Origin of the sequence: Microbacterium sp. NPDC058021 (genome assembly GCF_042885955.1) — a bacterium.
Lineage (GTDB): Bacteria > Actinomycetota > Actinomycetes > Actinomycetales > Microbacteriaceae > Microbacterium.
The window spans coordinates 125,252-149,502 of the sequence record NZ_JBHVRF010000004.1 but is presented as its reverse complement, the minus strand read 5'-3'; the positions used below and the strand labels follow the sequence as shown (position 1 = coordinate 149,502).

The following is a 24,251-nucleotide window of genomic DNA, read 5'->3' as shown; positions in this document are numbered from 1 at the left end:
CGTCCTGTGCACCGAAGGGAAAAACCATGGTCACGAGATCCAACATCCGTATGCGCAGCGCGGCGCTCCTCGTCGTCGCGCTCACCGCGACGACGCTGTCGGTGCCTGTCGCCGCCGCCGGTGCACCTGCCGCGCCCGCCACGTCTACCGTGCCGATCGCCGCCCCGCCGGCATCCGCTCTCACGAACCTCGCGCACCTCGACTTCCTGCTCGATGAGGCCACTCCTCCCGCGGGCGTCGCGGGGCACGACACCTACCGGCTCGAGGAGGAGCCGACGCTCGTCCTGCCCTGGGCTTACGCCGATGCCCGCGCCGGCGGCACCTTCGAGCGGGTGGGCGGCGGGCGGCTCGACCCCGCGACGGGGTACTGGGAGCAGGGCGCCTACAACGCCGACGACATCGCCCGCGCGGCGGTGGTGTACCTGCGGCACTGGCGGCAGACCGCGACGGCGTCGAGCCGGGAGAGCGCCTACGAGATGCTGCGCTCCCTGGCGTACCTGCAGACCGTCGACGGCCCCGACGCCGGCAACGTCGTGCTGTGGATGCAGCCTGACGGCACCCTGAACCCCTCCGGCATCCCCGCAGAGCTGCCCGACCCGTCCGACTCGGGACCGAGCTACTGGCTCGCCCGCACGATCTGGGCGCTCGGTGAGGGGTATGCCGCCTTCCGCGACGACGACCCCGCCTTCGCCGCCTTCCTCGAGGAGCGCCTGCTCCTGGCCGTCGACGCGGTCGACCGGCAGGTGCTCACCCGCTACGGGGAGTGGACCGAGGCCGACGGCATGCGGGTGCCGGCCTGGCTGATCGTCGACGGCGCGGATGCCTCGGCGGAGGCCGTGCTGGGCTTGGCGGCCCGTGTGGCCGCGCGACCCGACGACGACCGCAGCGCGCAGGCGCTGCGCGAGCTCGCCGAGGGCGTCGCGGCGATGAGCGCGGGCGACGAGCGCCGGTGGCCGTACGGCGCCGTGCTCCCGTGGGCGCAGTCGCGCAGCATGTGGCACGGGTGGGGTGCGCAGATGCCGGCGGCGCTCGCGATGGCATCCGACGCGCTCGATGACCCCGCGCTGCTCGAGCCGGCGGTGCGCGATGCCGCCGTGTTCACTCCGACGCTGCTCACCGCGGGCGGCCCGGACAACGGCTGGTTCCCGACGCCGGCGGACCGCGTGCAGATCGCGTACGGTGCGGACGCGCGCGTGCAGTCGCTCCTCGCGGTGCAGGCCGCCACGGGGTCGGACGGCTTCGGGGATCTCGCGGCCCTGCAGGCGGCGTGGTTCTTCGGGGCCAACCGGGCAGGCGGTGCGATGTACGACCCGGCGACCGGTGTGACCTTCGACGGCATCGCCGCCGACGGGACGATCAACCGTAACAGCGGCGCGGAGAGCACGATCCATGGACTGCTCACGATGCTCGCCCTCGACGCGCAACCCGCGCTCGCCGCGCGCGCGTCGAGCGTGGCCACGGTAGCCGAACGCGACGGACTCGCCCTCGTCGAAGCCGAGGCGGCGACCCAGACCGACGGCGAGCGGACGACGCCGGTGGCGTGGACCGGGGAATCGCTGTGGTCCGGCGGCGGTCTGACGTTGGATGCCGGCGAGCGCGCCGTCTTCCCGGTGGGCGGGGCCGCGACCGACCGCTGGGTGGAACCGGTGGTGTGGTCGGCGCCGGGCTCGCCCAGCACCTCGCGCTGGGCCGCGGGCAACCGGCCCATGGGGACGCTGTCGGAGGACGCGCCCGCGCAGGGCATCTCGCTCGTGCCGGGGGTGCTGCTGCCGCAGCTGCTGCCGCGCGTGCTCCCGGCCAACCGGTCGGAGGTGCGCGTGGACGTGGAGGCGGGGTCGCTCGAGCTGGACGCCCTCCTCGTGCGGCCGTTCGTCTCCACCCTCGTGCTGACCGGCGACGGTCGCACCGAGCTGGCGCATTCCGCCGGCGATCGACCGCAGCCGACCCGCATGGGCGAACCCGGGGTGACGTCCGTCGTGCGGGTGTACGGCGCGGACGGGGCGGTGCTGTTCGAGCGCGAGATCCGTGGCGAGCGCACGATCGTACTGCCGCCCGGTGCCTTCGCGATCGCGCAGTCGTGATGCCGGGGGCGGCACGGCCATGTCCGATTCCCGCGAGCCGACACGCTCGGACGGTGGCAGGCTGGGGGTATGGATGACACGCTGACCGGCTTCGACGAGCGCTATCGGGCGATCCACGCCCGCGACGCCCGCTTCGACGGGCAGTTCGTCACGGCGGTGCGCACGACCGGCATCTACTGCCGGCCGAGCTGCCCGGCGCGCACGCCCAAGCCCGGCAACGTGGAGTTCTACGCCACGAGCGCGGCCGCGCACGAGGCCGGATACCGCGCCTGCAAGCGGTGCCTGCCCGAGGCCGCGCCCGGATCGCCCGCGTGGGACCTGCGCGGCGACACCGCCGGACGCGCCATGCGCCTCATCGCCGACGGCGTGATCGAACGCGAGGGGGTGCCCGGCCTCGCCGCCCGGCTCGGCTATTCCAGTCGCCACCTCTCCCGGCTGCTCGCCACCGAGCTCGGCGCGGGCCCGCTGGCCCTGGCCCGCGCGCACCGCGCCCACACGGCGCGCATGCTGCTCGTGGGCACGGACCTGCCGGCATCCGACGTCGCCTTCTCGGCAGGGTTCGCCAGCGTCCGCCAGTTCAACGACACCGTGCGGGAGGTGTTCGGCATGTCGCCGAGCGCGCTGCGCGCTCGCCGCGGCGCCGCCGGCACCGGACCGGGCGCCGAACCCGGCGCGATCGATCTCGTGCTGCCGATGCGGGCGCCGTTCGACGCCGACGGTCTCTTCGCCTGGATGGCCGTCCGCGCCGTCGCCGGGGTCGAGACGGCGACGGCGACCTCGTTCGCCCGCACGCTCGCGCTCCCCGGTGGGCCGGCGTGGTTCCGGCTGCGCGCCGACCGCGGCCGCGTGCGGCTCGAGGCGCGGTTGACGCGGCTCGGCGACCTGCCCGTGCTCGTGGCCCGCGCCCGCCGGCTGTTCGACCTCGACGCCGATCCGGTGGCGATCGACGAAGCGCTCTCCCGGCATCCGGAACTCGCCGCCGCCGTCGCGGGCACCCCCGGCATGCGGGTCCCCGGCGCCGCCGACCCGCACGAGATGCTCGTGCGCGCGATGGTCGGCCAGCAGATCTCGGTGGCCGCCGCCCGCACCGCGCTCGTGCGGCTGACCGAGGCGCTGGGGGAGCGGGTCGCCGAGCACGAGGGCACCGATCGGCTGTTCCCCACGATGGCCGCCATCGCCGAACACGGGGCCGACGTGCTGCGCGGCCCCGCCGCCCGGATCCGAGCCATCACGGGAGCGGCGGCCCTCATGGCGACGGGGGAGCTGTCGCTGTCGCCGGGGGACGACGCCGCCGATCAGCGCGCGCGGCTGCTGGCGCTGCCCGGCATCGGGCCATGGACGGCCGACTACGTGCGCATGCGCGTCACCGGCGACCCCGACGTCGTGCTCCCGGGCGACGTGGCCGCGCGCGCGGGCGCCGCCCGGCTCGGCATCCCCGCCGATGCCGCCGGCCTCACCGCCTGGGCCGCCCGCACTGCTCCGTGGCGCAGCTACCTCACCGCCCACCTCTGGCGCGCCGCCCTGCAGCCGCCCCCGCCGCCCTCGCAGCCCCCGTCGCCCGCCGCCGCACCCGCTGCCCCCGCGACCGCTGTCGGAATTCAGGCTGCGGCCGCCGCGGCGGCACCCCCGACCCCCGAATCCGACGCTCCGCCGGAATTCCGACAGCCCCACCGAGGAGCCAGGCCATGACCGCACCCACCCCGTCCGCCACCATCCAGACGATCGACACCCCCGACGGCGCCTTCACCCTCATCACGGATGGTGCCGGCCGCGTGCTCGCGTCGGGGTGGACCGCCGACGCCGGGACGATGCTCGCCCGCATCCACCCCGCGCTGCGCCCCGACACCGTGCGCGAGGGGCAGACGGATGCCGCGACCGCCGTCGCCGCCTACTACGCGGGAGATCTCGCCGCGATCGACGCGGTCGAGGTCGCGCAGCGCGGCACCGCGCTGCAGCAGACCGGCTGGCGGGCGTTGCGCGCCATCGCCCCCGGCCGGCCGCTGACCTACACCGAGTTCGCCACGGAGATGGGCCACCCCCGCGCCGTGCGGGTGGCCGCGTCGATCTGCGCCCGCAACGCGCCCGCGCTGTTCGTCCCGTGCCACCGGGTGCTGCGCAGCGACGGCAGCCTGGGCGGGTTCGCCTGGGGGCTCGACGTCAAGCGCGCCCTGCTTGCACGCGAATCGGTCTGACCTGCAACCCGACGTGTTGCATCCAGCGAATTCTCAGGGATAGGCTGGTGGGCTCTCGCTCGTCGAGAGCTCCCCGCCCGCCGACCTCCAGGAGGAAGCCATGTTCCAGGCCGCCATCACCGCGAAGCCGATCGCGTTCCTCCCTGCCGTCGCACGCCTGTCCGCGCGAGTGGAGGGGTAGTCGCGGGGCACCGCGCACACCCTCTCCCGGGCGCATCCGCGCCCCTCGTGTCACAGGCCCGGCGGCACCCGTCCCGGCCCGAGCGTCGGCGACCGCGCGCCGTCGGCTCGACCCTCGCCCGGCACCCCGCCGCGCGCCGCCTCTCTTCTTCCGGCCGTCTTCCGGCCCGCACCGACTCCCACCCCCCTGAAGGATCATGACTTCCTCCGCTGCGAGACTCTCCACCCCGCGGGCGCTCCTGCGCCTGCTGCCGTTCGCCAAACCCGTGCTGCCCCGCCTCATCCTGGGGGCGGCCAGCGCCCTGGTGGCGAGCCTGCTGGCCCTGGCCATCCCGCTCGTGCTCGAAGCCCTCATCGACGGGCCGATCGCCTCGGGCGACATCACGCTGCTCATCTGGGGTTCCGTCGCGATCCTCGTGCTCGGCCTCGCGGAAGCGGCGATGGTGTGGCTGCGCCGCTGGTTCGTGCTGGGCCCGGCCACCCTCATCGAGTACGACCTGCGTCACGGCTTCTATGCGCGCCTGCAGCGCCTGCCGGTCGCCTTCCACGACCGCTGGCAGTCGGGGCAATTGCTCAGCCGCATGATGCAGGACATCAGCATGGTGCGCCGCTGGCTGGCCTTCGGTCTCGTGCTGCTGGTCGTCAACACGATCACGATCATCGTGGGGCTCGCGCTGCTGTTCAACTGGCACTGGCTGCTCGGCACCATCTTCCTCGTGTGCTCGGCGCCGCTGTGGTACGCCGGGTACCGGTTCGAGAAGACCTACGGCGTCCTCGCCCGGCAGAGCCAGGACCAGGCGGGCGACCTCGCCACCTCGGTCGAGGAGAGCGTGCACGGCATCCGCGTGCTGAAGGCGTTCGGCCGCGGCAAGCATGCGCTGCAGAAGTTCACGCGCCAGGCGGAGTCGCTGCGCGAGACCGAGCTGAGCAAGGCCCGCGCCATCGGCGTCATCTGGTTCTGGCTGACACTCCTGCCCGACATCGCCTTCGCGCTGTGTCTGGCCGCGGGCATCGTGCTGGTGCAGGCGGGCGAGCTCACGGTGCCGGGGCTGTTGGCGTTCTTCGCCATGGCCACCGTGCTGCGCTGGCCCATGGAGTCGATCGGGTTCCTCTTCTCGTTCCTCCTGGATGCCCGCACCGCCACCGACCGCATCTTCGAGGTCTTCGACGAGGAGAACACGATCGTCGACCCCGCCGAGCCGGTCACGCTGACCGAGCCGCGGGGCCTCCTGCGCTTCGAGGGCGCGCGCTTCCGCTATCAGGACGCCGGTCCCGCCGAGCGGGATCTGCTGGACGGCATCGATCTTGAGCTCCACCCCGGCGAGACGATGGCTCTGGTGGGACTCACCGGCTCCGGCAAGACGACGCTCACCACGCTTCCGGCGCGCCTGTACGACGTCACCGGCGGCCGCGTCACCCTCGACGGCATCGACGTGCGCGACCTCACCCTGACGGAGCTGCGCACCCATGTGGGCATGGCCTTCGAGGATGCCACGCTGTTCTCGCAGTCGGTGCGCGACAACGTGCTGCTGGGTCGCGAAGACCTGTCGGCAGGCAGCGACGAGGCCGAGCGGGTGCTGCACGAGGCCCTCGCGGTTGCGCAGGCGGGCTTCGCCTACGACCTGCCCGACGGCGTCGACACCGTCATCGGCGAGGAGGGCATGAGTCTGTCGGGTGGTCAGCGCCAGCGACTCGCGCTGGCCCGTGCCGTCGCCGCCCGCCCCGCGGTGCTGGTCCTCGACGACCCGCTGTCGGCGCTGGACGTGGACACCGAGGCCCTCGTCGAGGATGCCCTGCGCGAAGTGCTCGCCGACACCACGGCGCTCATCGTCGCGCACCGTCCGTCGACGGTGACCCTCGCCGACCGCGTCGCGCTGCTCGAAGCCGGCCGCGTGACCGCGGTGGGCACCCACTCCGAGCTCATGCGCACCAGTGAGCACTACCGCCATGTCATCTCGAGTCTCGAGGACGAACGAACCCGTTCGCGGGAGAGGGAGGTGAACCTGTGAGCACCGTCGTCGGCACCAGCGGGGAAGACCGCTCCGACTACACCAAGGAGGAGAGCCGGGCGGTCCGCAGCCGGTCGCTGCGCCTCCTCGGCTCGCTGGTCGCACCGCTGAAGGCCCAGCTGGCGCTCGCCGCCGGCGTGCTGGTCGTCTCCACCGCGCTGCGCGTGCTCGGCCCCGCGCTGATCGCGTTCGGCATCAACCAGGCGCTGCCCCGGGTGATCGACGAGGGCGATTGGATGCCGGCGATCGTCGTCGTGCTCGTCTACATCGTCTCCGCGATCGGCGGCGCGGTGCTCATCGGCTGGTACGTCGTCATCACCGCGCGCCTCACGCAGGCGGTCATGCTCGACCTGCGCAAGCGCATCTTCGTGCACACGCAGCGCCTGAGCCTGGAGTTCCACGAGTCGTACACGTCGGGGCGCATCATCTCGCGTCAGACCAGCGACCTCGACACGATCCGGGAGCTCCTCGACGGCGGGCTCAACGAGCTCGTCTCGGGCGTGCTGTACGGGAGCTTCACCCTCATCGCGCTGCTGCTGCTGGACTGGCAGTCCGGCGTGATCCTCATGTTCATGGGCATCCCGCTGTACCTGCTCATGCGTTGGTTCTACGTGCGCTCGCAGCTGGTGTACCGCGAGTCGCGCGTGGTCAGCGCCAAGGTGATCGTGAAGTTCGTCGAGACGATGACCGGCATCCGCGCGGTGAAGGCGTTCCGCAAGGAGGCCCGCAACGACGAGGAGTTCGGCACGCTCGCGCGTGACTACCGCGACGTCAACATGCGCTCGATCCGCCTGTTCGGCACGTTCGAGCCGGGACTCATGGCCGTGTCCGCGGTGACGGTGGCCGCCGTCCTGGCGTGGGGTGGCATCCGCCTCATCGAGGGCACGATCGGCCTCGGCACCCTCGCGGTCGTCCTCTACGTGCGCAACTTCTTCGCCCCGCTGGGCGAGGTGGCGTTCTTCCTGAACTCCTACCAGTCCGCCGCGGCTGCGCTGGAGAAGGTCTCGGGCGTGCTGGAGGAGGAGCCGACCGTGCCGGACCCCGCCAAGCCTGTGGACCTGTGGCAGGCGAAGGGGCACATCCGTTTCCAGGACGTCGAGTTCGGCTACGCCTCGGGGCGCACGATCCTGCCCGATTTCACCCTCGACATCCCGGCGGGCCAGACGGTCGCGCTCGTGGGGACGACGGGTGCCGGCAAATCGACGCTCGCCAAGCTCGTGTCGCGCTTCTACGACCCCACGCGCGGCACCATCACCCTCGACGACGTGGACCTGCGGGACCTGCACCCGAAGGACCTGCGTCGCGCGATCGTGATGGTCACGCAGGAGGCGTACCTGTTCAGCGGGACCGTCGCCGACAACATCGCGCTCGGCAAGCCCGAGGCGACGCTGGAGGAGATCGAGGCGGCGGCCCGGGCGGTGGGGGCGGACGCCTTCATCCGGGCGCTGCCGGACGGGTACGCCACCGACGTCAACAAGCGCGGCGGGCGCGTGTCGGCCGGTCAGCGTCAGCTGATCTCGTTCGCGCGGGCGTTCCTGGCCGACCCCGCCGTGCTCATCCTCGACGAGGCGACCGCGTCGCTGGACATGCCCAGCGAGCGGATGATCCAGGACGCGCTGCAGACGCTGCTGGCCGACCGCACCGCGATCATCATCGCCCACCGCCTCTCGACGGTGGCGATCGCCGACCGCGTGCTGGTCATGGAGCACGGGCGCATCATCGAGGACGACACCCCCGCCGAGCTCATCGCCGGCACGGGCAAGTTCGCCCAGCTGCACGCCGCCTGGCGCGAGTCGCTGGTCTGAGCGGGTGGGTGGGGCGGCTGCGGCCGGCCCACCCACCGCCGCCGCCGCCGTCAGCGGCGGCCGGACTCCCGGACGACCCGCACGTCGCCTGCCGGCACCGGGACGTCGCCTGTCACGGCGGCGCCGGTGGTCAGCTCGGTGCCCTCGACGCCGGGTACGACCCGGTCGGTGTCGGTGTGGTTCACCAGGAACAGCCACGACCGGTCGCCCGACACGCGCCGCACCGCCTCGACGCCGGGAACGACGGGGACGGATGCCGCCACCCCCGCGCCCGCGACGATGTCGTCCGCGAGTGTGTCGAGACCATCGGCGAGGTCGGCCGAGACGTACCAGGCGCTGCCCGCGCCGACCGGGCGCCGGGTGATCGCCGGTGATCCCGCGAGCGGTCCTGTCGCGTACGTCGCGACGACCGCGGCATCCGATCCGGCCGCCACCCGCAGGCGCTCGGCCCAGTCGGTCGCGACCGCCCCCGACGACAGCTCCACCCGCCTGCCCTCGGGCAGCGGGTGCAGCTCCTCGCCGACCACGCCCAGCAGGTCGCGGAACGCGCCGGGGTAGCCGCCGGTGCGCACCCGATTCTCGGGATCGACGATGCCCGACAGCACCCCGATGACGACCGTCGCGCCGGCCGCCGCCGCGCGGCCGATCGCCGCGGCATCCGCGCCGGACACGGCGTACAGGCCCGGCACGACGATGAGCCGGTAGGGCGAGAGGTCGGCGCGCGCCGGCACGACGTCGGGGACGAGGCCTCGTGCGGACAGCGCCTCGTGCCACTGCCGGCCGGCGCGTTCGAGCGGGTGGTCGTGCAGGGGCTTCTGTCCCTCCTCCCACGCCCACTGCGCGGGGATGTCGGCGACGATCGCGGTCTGGCTGGGGGCGACGAGACTGCCGGCCACCTCGCCGAGCCGCCCGAGGAGCGCTCCCAGGGCCACCACCTCGCGGAACTGCCGGGTGTCCGCGCCCGCATGCGGCACCATGCCGGAGTGGAACTGCTCCACCCCCGATGCCGAGGCGCGCCACTGGAAGAACAGCGCGCCGTCGGCGCCGTGCGCGATGTGCTGCAGGGAGTGCCGGGTCATCTCGCCCGGCGCCTTCGGGGTGTTGCGCCGCTGCCAGTTCACCGCTCCGGCGGCGTGCTCCATGAGCAGCCACGGCCGCGTGCGGTCCCAGCCCCGCGCGCGGGAGGCGACGAACGCCAGCTCGCGCTCGCGATGCGGGTCGGCGGCCTGCGTGTAGTGGTCGATGGCGACCACGTCGAGGTGCGCGGTCCAGTCGGCGTAGTCGGCGACGCTGCCCCCGACGGTGGGCATGAGGTTGGTGGTGATGGGTGTCGTGACCCCCGCCGTCCGCAGCGCGTCGCGCTCGCGACGGTACTGGTCCAGCAGCGCGTCGGAGGCGAACCGGTCGAACGCGAGCAGCAGCGACGGGTTCTGCCCCGATTCGCTTGCCAGCGGCGCCGTCACATCGTCGAACGACCGGTAGCGCAGCCCCCACACCGCCGTTCCCCACGCGCGGTTGAGGTCGTCGATTGTGTCATACCGGCGGCGTGCCCACTCCCGGAACGCCGCCGAGGAGGCCGCGCAGAAGCACAGCCGGTTGCCCCCGCCCAGCTCGTTGCCCACGTGCCACAGACGCACCGCGGGGTGCTGCCCATACCGTTCGCCCAGGCGACGGGCGATGCGTGTGGAGTAGTCGTGCCACACCGGTTGGCTTGCGCACCAGCCGAGCCGACCGCCGGGATGGAACCGGTGGCCGGCTCGATCGGTCGGGATGATCTCGGGGTGCGCCCGGTGCAGCCATCCTGGGGGAGCGGCGGTGGGAGTCGCCAGGTCGATGCCGATGCCGGCGGCGTGCAGCATGCCGATGACGCGGTCGAACCAGTCCCACTCCCACACGCCGTCGTCGACTTCGAGGAACGCCCACGCGAACACGCCGAGGGTCACGGTGTTCACGCCGGCTTCGCGCATGAGCGCGATGTCGTCCTCCCACACCCCCGGCTCCGGCCACTGCTCGGGGTTGTAGTCACCGCCGAACAGCAGGGCGTCGCCGGTGACCCGCGCCGTCATCCGCTGACCGACACCGATGCCGCCAGCGGATGCCGCGGCGACAGCGCCGCGAGCGCCGCCGCGCCGTCCAACCCTTGGCCGGCCGGTGCCACCAGCGCGATGTCGAGGTCGGCCCGCGCGATGTGCTCGTCGAACGCGGCGCGCAGGGCGCCGGAGCGGAAGACGCCGCCCAGCGTGCACACCAGCAGGGTGTCGTCGGGCTCGCGGTCGACGCGGTGCAGCGCGGTGATGACGCTGTGGGCGAGTTCCCCGGCAGCACGACGGGTGATGTCCGCCGCCACGGCGTCGCCGGACTCCGCGAGGCCGGCCACGGCCTGCGCGAGGGAGGCGATCACCGCGACCCGGTCGTCGTCGGACTGCAGGTGGATGTAGGCCTCGGACAGGTCGGGCCAGCGCTTCTCCGCTTCGGCGCGCAACGCCGTGGCGGGCCCGCGGCCGTCGTAGTCGCGCATCACCGCGTCCAGCGCCTCGCGGCCGATCCAGTAGCCGCTCCCGGCATCGCCGATGAGGTAGCCCCAGCCGTCCACCCGCGCCATCCTGCTCGCGCCGACCGCGAGGGTCACGACGCCGGTGCCCGCGGCGACCACCGCGCCCCTGGCATCGCCGAGCGCGCCGAGGAAGGCGGTCGTGGAGTCGTGCGCGAGCATCGTGCGCACCACCGGCGTGCCCGCCAGCAGGGCCCGCAGCGCGCCGGCATCCGCCTCGGCCGATGTGAGGCCCGACACCCCGGCCGCCACGGCGGTGACGGGAACAGGGGTCTGTTCGATCACGGCGCGCGCCACCTGCGCCAGCTGCGGCAGCAGCGGGGCATGGGTGCGGATGCCGGGGAAGAGGATCTCCTGTGCGGTGTCGGTGCCGCTGAGCCGGGTCTTGATCCCGGTCTGTCCCGCGTCGATCGCGAGTACCGCCTGGTCGGCCATCACGCCGGGTCCTTCCGTTGCAGGGCGCGGTAGGTCTCGCGCAGGTAGTCGCCCGCCGGCTTGCCATAGGGGCAGTAGTCGTCGTTCGCGGCGGCGTCGGAGACGTCGTACAGCTGCGCGGGCCAGTCCCACAGTACGACCCCCGACACCCAGGGTCGCTGCGCGATCGCGGCGAACATGGTGCGGTAGTAGCGCAGCTGCTCCTGCCCGTCGGGTCCGCCCGGCAGCGACCAGTCGTTGGGGCGCTGGGCCGAGCCGCTACGGCTCGGGCATCCCGCCTCGAGGAAGAGGAAGGGCTTGCCGGATGCGGCGACCACGGGGGCGATGCGGTCGAGCTGGGCATGCCACTGGTCGATCGCGTAGTACCCGCTGGAGGAGACGACGTCCACGGCATCCCACCAGGTGATGCGGTCCTCCTGGTACTTGTCGCAGTTGTAGGTGATCGGCCCGGAGTACTCCGCCCGCACCTCCTGGATGAGTCGCCGCCAGTGCTGCTCCTGACCGTCCGCGCGCACCATCTCGCAGCCGATGGACAGCATCGCGCAGCCCTCGGCCTCCGCGATGCGCGCGGCGTGCACGATGAAGCGCGTGTACGAGGCGAACCACTGGGTCCAGCTGGGTTCGCCGGGCACATCCCAGTCGAAGAAGCCGATGTGCGCGCGCCACGTGCCGTCGGCGACATTGACCACCGGCTTCAGGCACACCCGCAGCCCGAGCCCGTGCGCGCGGCGGATGGCGGCGACGATCTCGTCATCGGTGACCGTGGGCTCGTCCTGGAACGGGATGTCGGTGGCGAAGGCGGTGGCCTGCACGGCGGCGTACGACAGCGCCGTCCAGGTGACACCGTGGTCGGCCATCGCGCGTATCGACCGCTCGGCGGCGTCGGTGGTCCAGGTGCCGCGGACGCCCGTCCACCCCCACGTCATGCCGCAGACGAATCCGCCGAACATGTCGCCGGCGCTCACCGGACCACCAGCTGGTTGGCGCTGCGCAGCACCCGCGGGTCGGCCAGCGCCGTGGCATCCAGCGTGCCCGCGCCGGTGACGAGGATCTCGACCGATTCGCCGGGGAGGAGGGTCACGAGCCCGTCTGCGGCGTCGGCGCCCGGGTCCACCTTGTCCACGAGCAGCGTGACGTCGCGGGCGAGCGCGTCGGCGGTGACCGTCACGAGCGTGCCGTCGTCGACGGCAGCCGCCGTCAGCCGCAGCGCGGGAGCGGGCAGCGCACTGTCGCGCGGCTCGGCGAAGAACCAGAACCCGCGCTCGGCGCCGGTCTCCGCCATGAGCAGCTCGGCGGCGGCGTCGGCGGGCGCGGCGAGGGACGCGGGCACCGCCACGGTGGCCGTGCCCCGCGCGCCGACGCGGAAGGGCTGCTCGACCTCATCCTGCGTCGTGCCGTCGACGTGCAGCCGTCGCAGGCGCAGCGTCCCCGCCCATTCCCGGTCGGTGTCGTTTCCGAGCACCGCGGCCAGGGCGCCGTCCCGCGGTTGGATCGTCACGACCCGGGGGGCGAAGGCGGCCCGCAGGGCGTGGAAGAGGGGCTTGGCCCGCCCCTCCCCGTCGATCGCCGCCCAGGAGGTCACAGGCCAGCAGTCGTTGAGCTGCCAGACGACGGCGCCCATCGTGTGCGGCGCCCACGAGCGGAAGTGCTCGAGTGCCGTGCGCACCGCGAGGGCCTGGTTCAGCTGCATCGCCCAGTGCCACGTCTCCATGTCGCCGGGCACCCGGAAGTGCGCGAGCAGTCCGTCGGTGAGCTTGACGTTGCCCTCCATCGCCTTCTGGTGCACGATCATGCCCGGCGACTCCGGGGTGAGCGGGTCGTCGTCCAGCGCATCGGTCAGCGTCGTCCAGGTGGGCGGACCCTGCCAGCCGAACTCCGCGACGAACCGCGGTCGGTGGTCCCGGTAGGTCGGCCAGTCGCGGCGGTTCCACTGCTCCCACAGGTGCATCGTGCCGTGGGCCTCGTCGTTGGGGTGCGGGCCGGTCTGCGCCGTGCCGTCCCACCCGCCGCCCGGGCTGAACGGGCTCCCCGGGGCGTACGGCACGTGTGGGGCGAGCTCGTCGATGAGGGCGGGGAACATCTCGTAGTAGTAGTGCGCGCCCCAGGTCGCCCCGTCGAGCCGGCGCCGCCAGCCCCAGTCCTCGAAGCCCCACAGGTTCTCGTTGTTTCCGGTGAGCAGCACGAGACAGGGGTGGGATGCCAGTCGCACGATGTTCTCCCGCGCCTCCGCCTCGATCTCGGAGCGCAGCGGCTCCTCCTCGGGGTACGCGGCGCACGCGAACAGGAAGTCCTGCCAGGTGAGCAGCCCCAGCTCGTCGCAGAGGTCGAAGAAGTCGTCGGACTCGTAGATGCCGCCGCCCCACACCCGGATGAGGTTGAGGTTGCCCTCGACCGCCTGACGGAGGCGACGTTCGTAGCGGGCGCGGTCGACCCGCACCGGGAGGGCGTCGTCGGGGATCCAGTTGACGCCCTTCACGAACACCGGTCGGTCGTTGACGACGAGGGTGAACGGGGTTCCCGCGGCATCCGGGGTCGTGTCCCAGCGCACGGTGCGGAAGCCCACCACGCGGTGCGTCGCATCGCGGGTGACGTCGCCGACGAGCCGCACGTCCACGACGTAGCGGGGCTGGTCGCCGTGTCCGGCCGGCCACCAGCGCTGCACCTCATCGAGCGGCAGCAGCACCCGCGCGACGTCGCCGATCACCTCGGCGTCGCTGCTGGGCACGGCGTCGGCACCGATGTCGGGGCCGTTCACCGAGACGACCGCGGAGAGGCGCTCGTCGGCATCCGGAGCCCGTTCGACGCGCACGTCGACGGCGACCGTGCCGCCGTCGCCTGCCGGGGTCGCGGTCACCCGCACCTCGGCCAGGCGCGCGCCCGACCACGACTCCAGTCGCACCGGGCGCCACAGTCCACTCGTGAAGGTCGCGATGCCCCAGTCCCAGCCGAAGTTGCAGGCCGACTTGCGGATCGCCTCGTAGGGGAGCGGGTAGGGTCGTGGCCGCGCGCCGAGCACGAGGCTCTGCGCGTTGGCGTACGGCACGGGGGCGCGCAAGCGCACCACGAGGTCGTTGTCGCCCTCGCGCAGCGCCGCGTCGACGGGGAAGCGGTACGACCGGTGCTGGTTGGCGACGTCCCCCAGCAGCCGTCCGTTGAGCAAGATCTGCGCGACGGTGTCGACACCGTCGAACACCAGGTCGTGGCGGTCGTGGCCGTCGGGCGTCCAGGTGAACGTGGTGCGGTAGGTCCAGTCGACCAGGCCGATCCAGGCGAGCAGGCCCTCGTTGGTCCCGCGGTACGGGTCGGGGATGAGACCCGCGGCCCGCAGGTCGGTGTGCACGCAGCCGGGGACGGCGGCGGGGATCGCGACGCCCGACAGTCCCTCGGGTGCGGGGCCGCCGGCGGCGGTGACCGACCAGCCGTCGTGCAGGTCGCGGCGTGCCAGGCCCGCGGTCACTTGACCGCTCCCGAGGTGAGGCCCTTGTAGATCCAACGCTGCAGCAGCAGGAACGCCACGAGCGTCGGGATGATCACGACGATCGTGCCGGCGGCGATGACCTCCCACTGCGCACCGAAGGGGCCCTTGAAGCGGAACAGCGATGTGGAGATGAATCCCTCCGAGGGGAGGTAGAGGAAGGGGGCGTAGAACTCGTTGTAGATGGCGATTCCCTTGATGATGACCACCGTCGCGATGGCGGGTTTGAGCAGCGGCAGCACGACCCGCCAGTAGATCGTCCAGCGGTTCGCTCCGTCGATCATGGCGGCCTCGTCGAGCGAGATGGGGATGGACTGCATGAACTGGATGAACAGGTAGATGGCGATGATGTCGGTGCCCATGAACAGCAGGATCAGCGCCGCCTTGGTGTCGTAGAGCCCGAGGCCGTTGATGAGCTGGAAGGTGGCGACCTGGCTCGTGACCCCCGGGATGAGGGTGGCGACGAGGAACAGCCCCATCACGAGCTTCTTGCCGCGGAAGACGAAGCGGTCCAGCGCATACGCCGCCATCGTCCCGAGGAAGACGGTGCCCACCAGCGACACCGCCAGCACGATGCCGGTGTTGACGAAGCCCTCGAGCATCTTGCCGCTCGTGAACGCCGTGACGAAGTTGTTGAAGTTCAGCCAGTTCTGTGGCAGGTCGAAGGGCCCGGACTGCGCGTACTCGGGAGCGGTCTTGAGGCTCGCGAACAACAGCACCGACAGGGGGAGCAGCGTCACGACGGCGGCGATGACGAGGCTGGCGTACTTGGCGGTCGTGGCGCTCGTGGAGCGCAGGCGCTCGCCGAGGGTGCGACCGCGCGCGACGCGCCGCGGCAGGGCGGTGACGGTCATGTCAGGTCCACCTTCTCGTCGGGGAACAGTCTTCGCTGGATCCAGGTCACGACCAGCACGATCACCAGCAGCACGACGGCCATCGCCGAGGCGAGTCCCACCTGCCGGAAGTTGAAGGCCGTCTGCAGCGTCTGGATCACGAACGTCGCCGACCCGTTGGCGCCTCCGGTCATGATGAAGGGGATCTCGAACACCGACAGGCTCCCGGCGATGGCGAGGATGAAGCTCAGGCCGATGATGCGCCGGATGCCGGGGAAGATGATGGCCCAGAACTGCTGCCAGCGGCTGGCGCCGTCGAGGTCGGCCGCCTCGTAGAGCTCGTGCGGGATCGACTGGATCGCGCCGAGGAACAGCACGAAGTTCAGCCCGGTGTAGCGCCACACCGACGTGCCGGCCAGTGACCAGTTGACGATGTCGGGGTTGCCCAGCCACTGCGGCGGGTCGGCGAGCCCGAACCAGGCGAGCACCGTGTCCAGCGTCCCGCCCGGCTGGAACAGGTAGAGGAAGACGAACCCGACCGCGACGCCATTGATGAGGTACGGGAAGAACAGGATGCCGCGGAACAGGCTCGACAGGCGCGTGGAGAAGCTGAGGATGGTGGCGAAGTACAGCGCGATCGCCATCTGCGCGAACGAGGCGGCGAAGTAGTACAGGCTCACCCAGAACACGTTGAAGATGCGGGGATCGGTGAACACCTGCACGTAGTTGTCGAACCCGACGAACTCCTTGGTCAGGTCGATGCCGTCCCAGTCGGTCACGCTGTACCAGAAGAGGTTCAGCGCCGGCCAGTAGGTGAACATCAGCAGGAGGCCCACGGCGCCGGCCAGGAAGAGCCACGGCGTGAACCGGGCGGCGGTGCGCCGCCCGGTGGGCCGCCGCCCGCCGAGCAGGTCGGCGGCGCGGCGGGCGCCGCGCCGCCGACGTGCCCGGACGGGGGCGGAGAGGACGGCGGGTGCGTCGGCCGGTGCCGAACCGGGGGTGGCCAGTGACATATCGCCGTCCCTTCCGATCAGTCCGCGACGTTCGCGGCGGACGCCGCCCAGCGCTCGTTGAGCTCGGCGAAGTAGCTCGCCTTGTCGCCGTCGGCGGCTCCCCGGGCGATGTCCACGAGCTTCTGCCGGTAGAGGGGGCCGTACAGATCGATCTGCGAGTCGTCGGCGATCTCGTTGATGAGACCCTCCTTGCCGGCGGGGGCGGGGTTGATCTCCATGAGTTCCACCCCGGCGTCCGACAGACCAGCCAGCGTAGAGGGCAGCTCTGCATCGATGACGGGGGAGACCATGCCCTGCGCCTCGGTGTACCCGGAGTGCTCCACGACCCACTGGATCCATGCCCAGGCGGCCGCCTTGGCTGTCGAGTGCTTGCTGACGGCGAGGTTGTAGTCGCCGCCGATCACGGCGTACTGCGCGCCGTCGACGGAGGCGGGGAAGGCCATGAAACCGATGTCGTCGGCGGAGGCGCCGCCGGTCTCGGCGGCATCCTGCATCTGGGAAATGGCCCACGAGCCGAGCGTCATCGCGGCGATCTTGCCGGTGCCGAGGTCCACCTTCGACTGCTCCCAGTTGGTCGTCAGCGGGTCGGGCTCGGTCAGCCCCGCCGCGACCGATTCGTACAGCAGCGAGTCGATCGCGTACATGTCCGTGCCCTCGGTCCACGGCGCCGGGTCCTCGGCCATGGTGATGGGCGCGTCGGGGTCGTTCGTGATGCCCCCCAGGTTGCCGAAGCTCTGGGTCAGCGGCCAGCCGTCCTTGTAGTTGGTGTACAGCGGGATGGCGTCGGTGTTGTCCGCGACCTGCTGCAGCGCGGCGAGCCACTCCGCCTCGCTCGTGGGGAGGGTCGTGACGCCGGCCTCTTCGAAGACGCGCTTGTTGTAGACCACGCCGTTGGCGTTGCCGCCGAAGGCGATGCCGTACTGCGTGCCGTCGAAGCTCGCCGCCGGGAGGAACCGGTAGGTGTCCTCGAAATCGGCGGTCTGGCCCAGCGGCTCGAGGAACTGCTCGTACTGGTCGGGCTGGATGGCGGGGATGCCGATGACATCGCCGTAGTTGGTGGTGCTCATGCGGGTGAGCATCTCGCCGGCATAGTCGGTGATGCCCTCGAAGGTGACGGTGACGTCGGGGTACTCCTCGTTGAACGCCGCGGCGTACTGCTCGAACGTGCCGTCCTCGACGAGATCGGTGCGCCAGGTGATGACCTTGATCTCGCCCTGAACCTCCCCGTCGATGGTGTTGTCGGCGTCGCCGCCCCCGCCGCCGCCTGCGCAGCCACTGAGTACGATGCCGGCGGCGGCGAGCAGGCCGATGCCTGCCAAAGCCTTCCGTGCCATGTGATGTCTCCTCTTCGGTTCGCCCTCGAACTTCGCGCCTCGCATCATCGCGGGGTTTCGCGGGTCAGATTAGGTCCGTCCGCACGGGCTGCGCAAGGGCCGCATGACAACGCTGTCTCGCGATGTCCCTGCATCCATTTCCCGAAAAAAGCCGTGCCTGATCTGGGCTGTTCTCGCTGTTTCGAAACGTCCTGTCCGGCAAATGTCCGCTGTAATGTCCCACGTCGTCATCGCCCGAAGACCTGCTAGCCTGGCCGGGTCGCGACGGAGGGACGAGCCGATGACGGTGCAGCAGCGGGCCACGCTCGACGATGTCGCGCGCCTGGCGGGTGTGAGCTCGAAGACCGTGTCGCGGGTGTTCACCCACCGTGAGCTGGTCGCCCCCGAGACGGTGGAGCGCGTGCTCGCGGCGGCCAAGCGGCTGCGCTTCCGCCCGAACACGCTCGCGCGCGGGCTCCGCCGCGGCGGCGGCACCAACACCGTCGGGTTCATCATGGGGGAGCTCGGCAACCCGTTCTACTACAAGGTCGCCTCCGGCATCGAGAAGCAGCTCGCCGCGAGCGGGTACGGGCTGGTCGTGGCCACCACGGACGACACCCCCGAGGGCGAGGAGCGGGTGGCCGATGCGCTGCTCGCGCAGCGGATCGGGGCGCTGCTGCTCATCCCGGTCGCCGAGGACCAGTCCTACCTCGAGGGGGAGAGGCAGCTGGGGACGCCCGTCATCGCCATCGACCGGCCCGCGCGCAACCTGGTCGCCGACGCCGTCGTGCTCGAGAACCACCGGGGCGTGTTCGATGCCACCTCGCGCCTCCTCGCCCGCGGGCACCGCCGGATCGGATACGTCTGCAACCCGGCGTCGGTGTACACCCAGTCCGAGCGCCTGCGCGGCTACCGCGACGCGCTCGCCCGCTACGACATCCACGACTCGCATCGCTGGGAGCGCCTGGGCGACGACCTCACCGTGCCCGCCGATCCGCTCGTCGCCGACCTCCTCGACCGTGAGGATGCACCGACGGCGCTGATCGCCGGGAACAACCGCGTCACGATCAGCGCCCTCCGCGTGCTGCGCGAGCGCCGCGACGACGGACGTACCGCTTTCGTCGGCTTCGACGACTTCGACACCGCCGACGTGCTGGGCGTCAGCGTCATCAGCTACGACCCGCTCGAGCTCGGTCGTCGTGCGGCGGAGCTCGCGATCGAGCGCATGGCCGACCCGGCCGGGTTCACCCAGCAGATCGCGCTGCCCACGTGGGTGCTGGAGCGGGGCACAGGCGAGCGCCCGCCGCACGAGAGGATGCCATGACGACGAGGCGACACCTGCACCTGGAGGCCCACGGCGTCGCGGTGGTGCTCGAGTTCGACGGGGACCGGCTGCCGAGTGTGCTGCATTGGGGCGGGGTGCTCGGTCCGCTCTCGACCGACGACCTCGAGGCGCTGTCGGTCGCGCTGAGCCGCCAGACCCCGCCCGGTACCTTCGATGCGGCGTGGCAGGTGTCGCTGTCGCCGCAGGAGGGCGACGGGTTCACGGGACGGCCGGGGATGCAGCTGCGCCGCCGCGGCGTGCTGCACCACCCGCGCTGGCGGGTGGGGGAGGTCGTCTCCGGCGAGTGGGACATCACCGTCGTCGCCGACGACGCGGCATCCGGGCTGCGGCTGCGGATCGGGCTCGCGATCGAGGCGGGCGGCGTCGTGTGGGTCGATCAGCGGCTGGAGCTGCCGGAGGGTGCGGAGCCGGTGGAGATCGGCTGGCTGGAGGCGACGCTGCCCGTGCCTGCCGGTGCCGACGCGCTGCTGACCTTCGACGGTCGGTGGACGCGCGAGAAGCGGCCGGTGGCCCTGGACCTTCCGCCCGGCTCGACGGTGCGCCAGTCCCGCCGCGGCCGGCCCGGCCACGACGCGCCGGTCGCCGCGATCGTCTCGCGCGGTGCCGCGCGGTGGGGCGAGGGCGAGGTGTGGGGCGTGCACGCGGCGTGGTCTTCGGATGTCACGATGCGCACCGACCGGCTCACCGACGCCGCCCCGCTGATCGGCGCGGGCGAGCTGCTGCAGCCGGGGGAGATCGTGCTGGGCGGCGGCGAGCACTTCGCGGCGGCGCGCGTCGCCTTCGTGTACAGCGCAGACGGACTCGACGGATTCGCCGCGCGCGTGCACACGTGGATGCGCGCGCGCCCGCAGCATCCCCGCGCGCCGCGCCCGCTCGTGCTCAACACGTGGGAGGCGGTGTACTTCGACCAGAGTCCCGAGCGCCTTGCCGCGCTGGCCGACCGGGCCGCCGAGATCGGCGTGGAGCGGTTCGTGCTCGACGACGGCTGGTTCCAGGGTCGCCGCGACGACTCGACCAGTCTCGGGGACTGGGTGGTCGATGCCGCGGTGTGGCCCGACGGCCTCGGGCCGCTCGCCGCGCGGGTGCACGCGCGGGGGATGCAGTTCGGGCTGTGGTTCGAGCCCGAGATGGTGAGCCTGGATTCGGACCTCGCCCGCGCGCACCCCGATTGGCTCCTGCACGAACCGGGCCACCTCGACCACCCCGAGGCGCTGTCGTGGCGGCAGCAGTACGTGCTCGACCTCGCCCACCCCGGGGCGTTCGCGCACGTGCGGGACCGGATGGATGCGCTCATCGGCGAGCTCGGCATCGACTTCATCAAGTGGGACCACAACCGCGACCTCGTCGAGAGCGTCCACGAGGGCCGCCCCGGAGGGTACGCGCAGATGACGGCGGTGTACCGACTCATCCGCGACCTGAAGCACCGGCATCCGCTGCTCGAGATCGAATCCTGCTCCAGCGGCGGGGCGCGCACCGACCTCGGCATGCTCGAGGTGTGCGACCGCGTGTGGGCGAGTGACTCGAACGATCCCATCGAGCGGCAGGACATCCAGCGGTGGACCGGGCTGCTGCTGCCGCCCGAACTCGTCGGCGCGCACGTCGGCCCCACCGACGCCCACAGCTCGGGGCGGCGCACGACACTGTCGTACCGGCTCGCGACGAGTCTCATGGGCTCGGCGGGCTTCGAGTGGGACCTGCTCTCGTGCGACGCCGACGAGGTCGCCGTGCTCGCCCGCTTCGCCGCGCTGTACAAGGAGCTCCGCCCGATCGTGCACACCGGGCGGGTGCATCACCCGGTGCTGCGCGACCCGGCGTGGCGGGCGACGGCCTACGTCGCCGGCGAGGAGGCCGTCGTGATCGTCGCGACCGTCGCGAGCCTCGAGGATGCCCGCGCCGAGCGGCTGCGCATCCCCGGGCTCGACGACGACCGCCGCTACCGCGTGCGGGTGCGTCGCGAGATCGGCGACGCCGCCTACGGGTGGGTCGCGCCGGAGTGGTTCACCGCGGGCGCGATCGTGCTGCCCGGTGCCGTGCTCAGGGGCATCGGACTGCAGCTTCCCACCCTCTGGCCGGCGCAGGCGTTCGTGCTGCACCTGCAGGCGGAGTGAGCCCGAGGCTGACGCCCACACGTGCCCGGGGTATCTTGATATCGAGACAAATGCAGCTCGCGAATGGAGAGACACGGATGACCGAGCCGACCATCATCTACACCTACACCGACGAGGCGCCGGCGCTGGCCGCGGCGTCGTTCCTGCCGATCGTGCAGGCCTACGCCGGTCAGGCCGGGGTGACCGTCGAGACGCGGGACATCTCGCTCGCCGGCCGCGTGCTGGCCGCCTTCCCGCAGCGCCTGACGCCCCAGCAGCAGGTCGGCGACGCGCTGGCCGAGCTCGGTGGGCTCGCCACGCTGCCCGAGGCGAACATCATCAAGCTCCCCAACATCTCCGCCTCCATCCCGCAGCTCAAGGCCGCCATCGCCGAGCTGCAGGCCGCCGGCTACGACATCCCGGACTACCCCGACGAGCCCACCACGCTCGAGGAGAAGGACATCCGCGCCCGGTACGACCGCATCAAGGGCTCCGCGGTGAACCCGGTGCTGCGCGAGGGCAACAGCGACCGCCGCGCGCCGCTGTCGGTGAAGAACTACGCCCGCAAGCACCCGCACCGCAACAAGCCGTTCGCGGAGGGCTCCAAGACCCGCGTCGCGACGCTCGGCCACGACGATTTCAAGTCGAACGAGGCCTCCGTCGTGATCCCGGCCGATGACGTGCTGACGATCCGCCACGTGGCATCCGACGGTACCGTCACGACCCTCAAGGACGGGCTGAAGGTCCTCCCCGGCGAGATCGTGGATGCCACGTTCCTCTCGGCGGCGGCGCTGGACGCCTTCCTCGCCGAGACGCTGCGCGCGGCCGAGGCCGACGACGTGCTGTACTCCGTGCACCTGAAGGCCACGATGATGAAGGTCAGCGACCCCATCATCTTCGGCCACGTCGTGCGCGCCTACTTCGCCGACGTGTTCGCCCGGTATGGCGACCGCATCGCCGCCGCCGGTCTCACCCCGAACGACGGCCTCGGCGGCATCCTGTCGGGCCTTGCGACCGTCGAAGGCGGCGAGGAGATCATCGCGGCCTTCACCGACGCGATGGCCCACGGCCCGCGCCTGTCCTACGTCAACTCCGACAAGGGCATCACCAACCTCCACGTGCCGTCCGACGTCATCGTGGATGCCTCGATGCCGGCGCTCGTGCGCAACGGCGGGAAGCTCTGGGGCGCCGACGGCGGCGAGGACGACACCATCGCCGTCATCCCGGACTCCTCCTACGCCGGGGTGTACCAGAGCGTCATCGACGACGTCATCGCCCACGGTCCGCTGGACCCGGCGACCATCGGCAGCGTCCCCAACGTCGGCCTCATGGCCCAGGCGGCCGAGGAGTACGGCAGCCACGACAAGACGTTCGAGATCGCGTCCGAGGGAGTCGTGCAGGTCGTGAACTCGGCCGGCGACGTGCTGCTCGAGCACACCGTCGCCCCCGGCGACATCTGGCGTGCGACGCAGACGAAGGACATCGCGGTGCGCGACTGGGTGAAGCTCGCCGTCACGCGTGCCCGCGCCACCGGCGTGCCCGCCGTCTTCTGGCTCGACGCCGCGCGCGCCCACGACGCGCAGCTGATCGAGAAGGTGAAGACCTACCTCGCCGACCACGACACGTCGGGACTCACGATCGAGATCCTCGCGCCCGCCGAGGCGACCCAGTATTCGCTGGACCGCATCCGCAAGGGTGAGGACACCATCTCGGTGACCGGCAACGTGCTGCGCGACTACCTCACCGACCTCTTCCCCATCCTCGAGGTCGGCACGAGCGCCAAGATGCTCTCGATCGTGCCGCTGCTCGCCGGCGGCGGGCTGTTCGAGACCGGGGCCGGCGGCTCCGCGCCCAAGCACGTGCAGCAGCTGCTGGAGCAGGACTACCTGCGCTGGGACTCGCTGGGGGAGTTCTTCGCCCTCGCGGCATCCCTCGAGCACCTCGCGACCACGACCGGCAACGCCAAGGCGCAGGTGCTGGCCGACACGCTGGATGCCGCAACGGGCACGTTCCTCGAGCAGGACCGGTCGCCCGGGCGCAAGCTCGGCACGATCGACAACCGCGGCAGCCACTTCTACCTCGCCCTGTACTGGGCGCAGGAGCTGGCGAACCAGACGGCGGATGCCGAGCTCGCCGCCGTCTTCGCCCCGGTGGCCGAGGCGCTGGCATCCCAGGAGCAGACGATCGTCGACGAGCTGAACGCCGTACAGGGTTCGCCCGTCGACATCGGCGGCTACTACCGCCCCGCCACCGCCCGCGTGGAGGCCGTGATGCGCCCGTCCACCACCTTCAACACGGTGATCGACGCGCTCGCCTGACCCCGTCCCCGGTCCCCACCCGGACCGTGAGACTACAGCTGGCGGCCGAGACGATGGTTATTTCCCATTGCCTCGGCCGCCAGTTGTAGTTTCAGCGTCGGACGGACGGACGGGCGCCCGCGCGGCGGGCTAGAGGCGGATCTCGGCGACGACCTCGCCGTACTCCGTCTCGCCCACGGGGGTGAAGCCGACGCGGCGGAAGAACGTGTCGGGACCGTCGGCGCCCGCTTCGTAGATGACGTTGACGTGGTCCATCCCGCGGGTGCGCGCCTCGTCCAGCAGCTGCTCGACGGCGAAGCGGCCGACACCGCGGCCCTGGTCGTCGGCATCCACGTTGATGCGCCACAGCACCGAGCGGAAGTGATCCTGCGGCGCCTCGGGGTCGAAGTTGGCGCTGACGAACCCGACGACCTCATCGCCGTCGAGCACGACGCGCTGCCACGACGTCGACGGGTTCACGACCGTGGCCGCGATCGCGTAGCTCTCGGGGGCGAGGAAGCGCTCCTGCCCCGGCTTGAGCGACATGTTGTTGACCGCGACGATCGTGGATGCCGACAGTTCTTCTACACGCAGCTCAGCCATTCCCACAGGGTAACGGGGTTTCGCGTCCTGTC

The 24,251-nt window shown here is 71.8% G+C and carries 16 protein-coding genes; 8 read left to right on the top strand and 8 right to left on the bottom strand.

The window, feature by feature from the left end:
- Positions 1-26: 26 nt before the first annotated feature.
- The 5 genes from ACFVR6_RS09865 (at position 27) to ACFVR6_RS09845 (ending at position 8,267) form a co-directional block, all read left to right on the top strand.
- Complete coding sequence (locus ACFVR6_RS09865; protein WP_386962036.1) at positions 27-2,081, top strand: hypothetical protein; 2,055 nt, start codon at positions 27-29, stop codon at positions 2,079-2,081.
- Between the two features lie 69 nt (positions 2,082-2,150).
- Positions 2,151-3,770, top strand: coding sequence for an AlkA N-terminal domain-containing protein (locus ACFVR6_RS09860; RefSeq protein ID WP_386962033.1), 1,620 nt, complete (start codon positions 2,151-2,153; stop codon positions 3,768-3,770).
- Positions 3,767-4,273 carry a methylated-DNA--[protein]-cysteine S-methyltransferase gene (locus tag ACFVR6_RS09855; protein WP_386962030.1) on the top strand — a complete coding sequence of 169 codons (507 nt, stop codon included), beginning with the start codon at positions 3,767-3,769 and terminating at the stop codon, positions 4,271-4,273. The genes ACFVR6_RS09860 and ACFVR6_RS09855 overlap by 4 nt, the downstream gene beginning before the upstream one ends.
- A gap of 377 nt (positions 4,274-4,650) precedes the next feature.
- Positions 4,651-6,462: an ABC transporter ATP-binding protein gene (locus tag ACFVR6_RS09850; protein WP_386962027.1), complete on the top strand. Its 1,812-nt coding sequence runs from the start codon at positions 4,651-4,653 to the stop codon at positions 6,460-6,462.
- Positions 6,459-8,267, top strand: coding sequence for an ABC transporter ATP-binding protein (locus ACFVR6_RS09845; protein ID WP_386962024.1), 1,809 nt, complete (start codon positions 6,459-6,461; stop codon positions 8,265-8,267). Before ACFVR6_RS09850 ends, ACFVR6_RS09845 begins: the two co-directional genes overlap by 4 nt.
- Positions 8,268-8,317: 50 nt before the next feature.
- On the opposite strand, the gene ACFVR6_RS09840 is transcribed toward ACFVR6_RS09845, so the two are convergent.
- Genes ACFVR6_RS09840 through ACFVR6_RS09810 form a run of 7 tightly spaced genes read right to left on the bottom strand, consistent with a single transcriptional unit; the run spans position 8,318 to position 17,908 of the window.
- On the bottom strand, positions 8,318-10,333 hold the full coding sequence (locus tag ACFVR6_RS09840; RefSeq protein WP_386962021.1) for a beta-galactosidase: 2,016 nt from the start codon (positions 10,331-10,333) through the stop codon (positions 8,318-8,320).
- A complete protein-coding gene (locus ACFVR6_RS09835; RefSeq protein WP_386962019.1) occupies positions 10,330-11,253 on the bottom strand; it encodes an N-acetylglucosamine kinase in 924 nt (307 codons plus the stop codon). The genes ACFVR6_RS09840 and ACFVR6_RS09835 overlap by 4 nt, the downstream gene beginning before the upstream one ends.
- A complete protein-coding gene (locus ACFVR6_RS09830) occupies positions 11,253-12,218 on the bottom strand; it encodes a glycoside hydrolase family 113 (RefSeq protein WP_386962016.1) in 966 nt (321 codons plus the stop codon). The genes ACFVR6_RS09835 and ACFVR6_RS09830 overlap by 1 nt, the downstream gene beginning before the upstream one ends.
- Positions 12,215-14,710, bottom strand: coding sequence for a glycoside hydrolase family 2 protein (locus tag ACFVR6_RS09825; protein ID WP_386962014.1), 2,496 nt, complete (start codon positions 14,708-14,710; stop codon positions 12,215-12,217). Before ACFVR6_RS09825 ends, ACFVR6_RS09830 begins: the two co-directional genes overlap by 4 nt.
- Positions 14,707-15,582, bottom strand: a complete 876-nt coding sequence (locus ACFVR6_RS09820) for a carbohydrate ABC transporter permease (protein WP_386962011.1) — start codon at positions 15,580-15,582, stop codon at positions 14,707-14,709. Before ACFVR6_RS09820 ends, ACFVR6_RS09825 begins: the two co-directional genes overlap by 4 nt.
- Positions 15,579-16,574, bottom strand: a complete 996-nt coding sequence (locus tag ACFVR6_RS09815; protein WP_386962008.1) for a carbohydrate ABC transporter permease — start codon at positions 16,572-16,574, stop codon at positions 15,579-15,581. The genes ACFVR6_RS09820 and ACFVR6_RS09815 overlap by 4 nt, the downstream gene beginning before the upstream one ends.
- A gap of 17 nt (positions 16,575-16,591) precedes the next feature.
- Positions 16,592-17,908 (bottom strand): ABC transporter substrate-binding protein, encoded by a 1,317-nt coding sequence (locus tag ACFVR6_RS09810; RefSeq protein ID WP_386962005.1) that lies wholly within the window; start codon positions 17,906-17,908, stop codon positions 16,592-16,594.
- 280 nt (positions 17,909-18,188) lie between these two features.
- Between ACFVR6_RS09810 and ACFVR6_RS09805 the strand changes: the two genes are divergently transcribed.
- The 3 genes from ACFVR6_RS09805 (at position 18,189) to ACFVR6_RS09795 (ending at position 23,637) form a co-directional block, all read left to right on the top strand.
- Positions 18,189-19,211, top strand: a complete 1,023-nt coding sequence (locus ACFVR6_RS09805) for a LacI family DNA-binding transcriptional regulator (RefSeq protein WP_386962002.1) — start codon at positions 18,189-18,191, stop codon at positions 19,209-19,211.
- A complete protein-coding gene (locus ACFVR6_RS09800; protein WP_386961999.1) occupies positions 19,208-21,340 on the top strand; it encodes an alpha-galactosidase in 2,133 nt (710 codons plus the stop codon). Before ACFVR6_RS09805 ends, ACFVR6_RS09800 begins: the two co-directional genes overlap by 4 nt.
- 77 nt (positions 21,341-21,417) lie before the next feature.
- Positions 21,418-23,637: an NADP-dependent isocitrate dehydrogenase gene (locus tag ACFVR6_RS09795; protein ID WP_386961997.1), complete on the top strand. Its 2,220-nt coding sequence runs from the start codon at positions 21,418-21,420 to the stop codon at positions 23,635-23,637.
- Between the two features lie 129 nt (positions 23,638-23,766).
- Here the strand turns inward: ACFVR6_RS09795 and ACFVR6_RS09790 are convergent, their stop codons facing one another.
- Positions 23,767-24,219, bottom strand: a complete 453-nt coding sequence (locus tag ACFVR6_RS09790; RefSeq protein ID WP_386961994.1) for a GNAT family N-acetyltransferase — start codon at positions 24,217-24,219, stop codon at positions 23,767-23,769.
- Between the last annotated feature and the right edge of the window lie 32 nt (positions 24,220-24,251).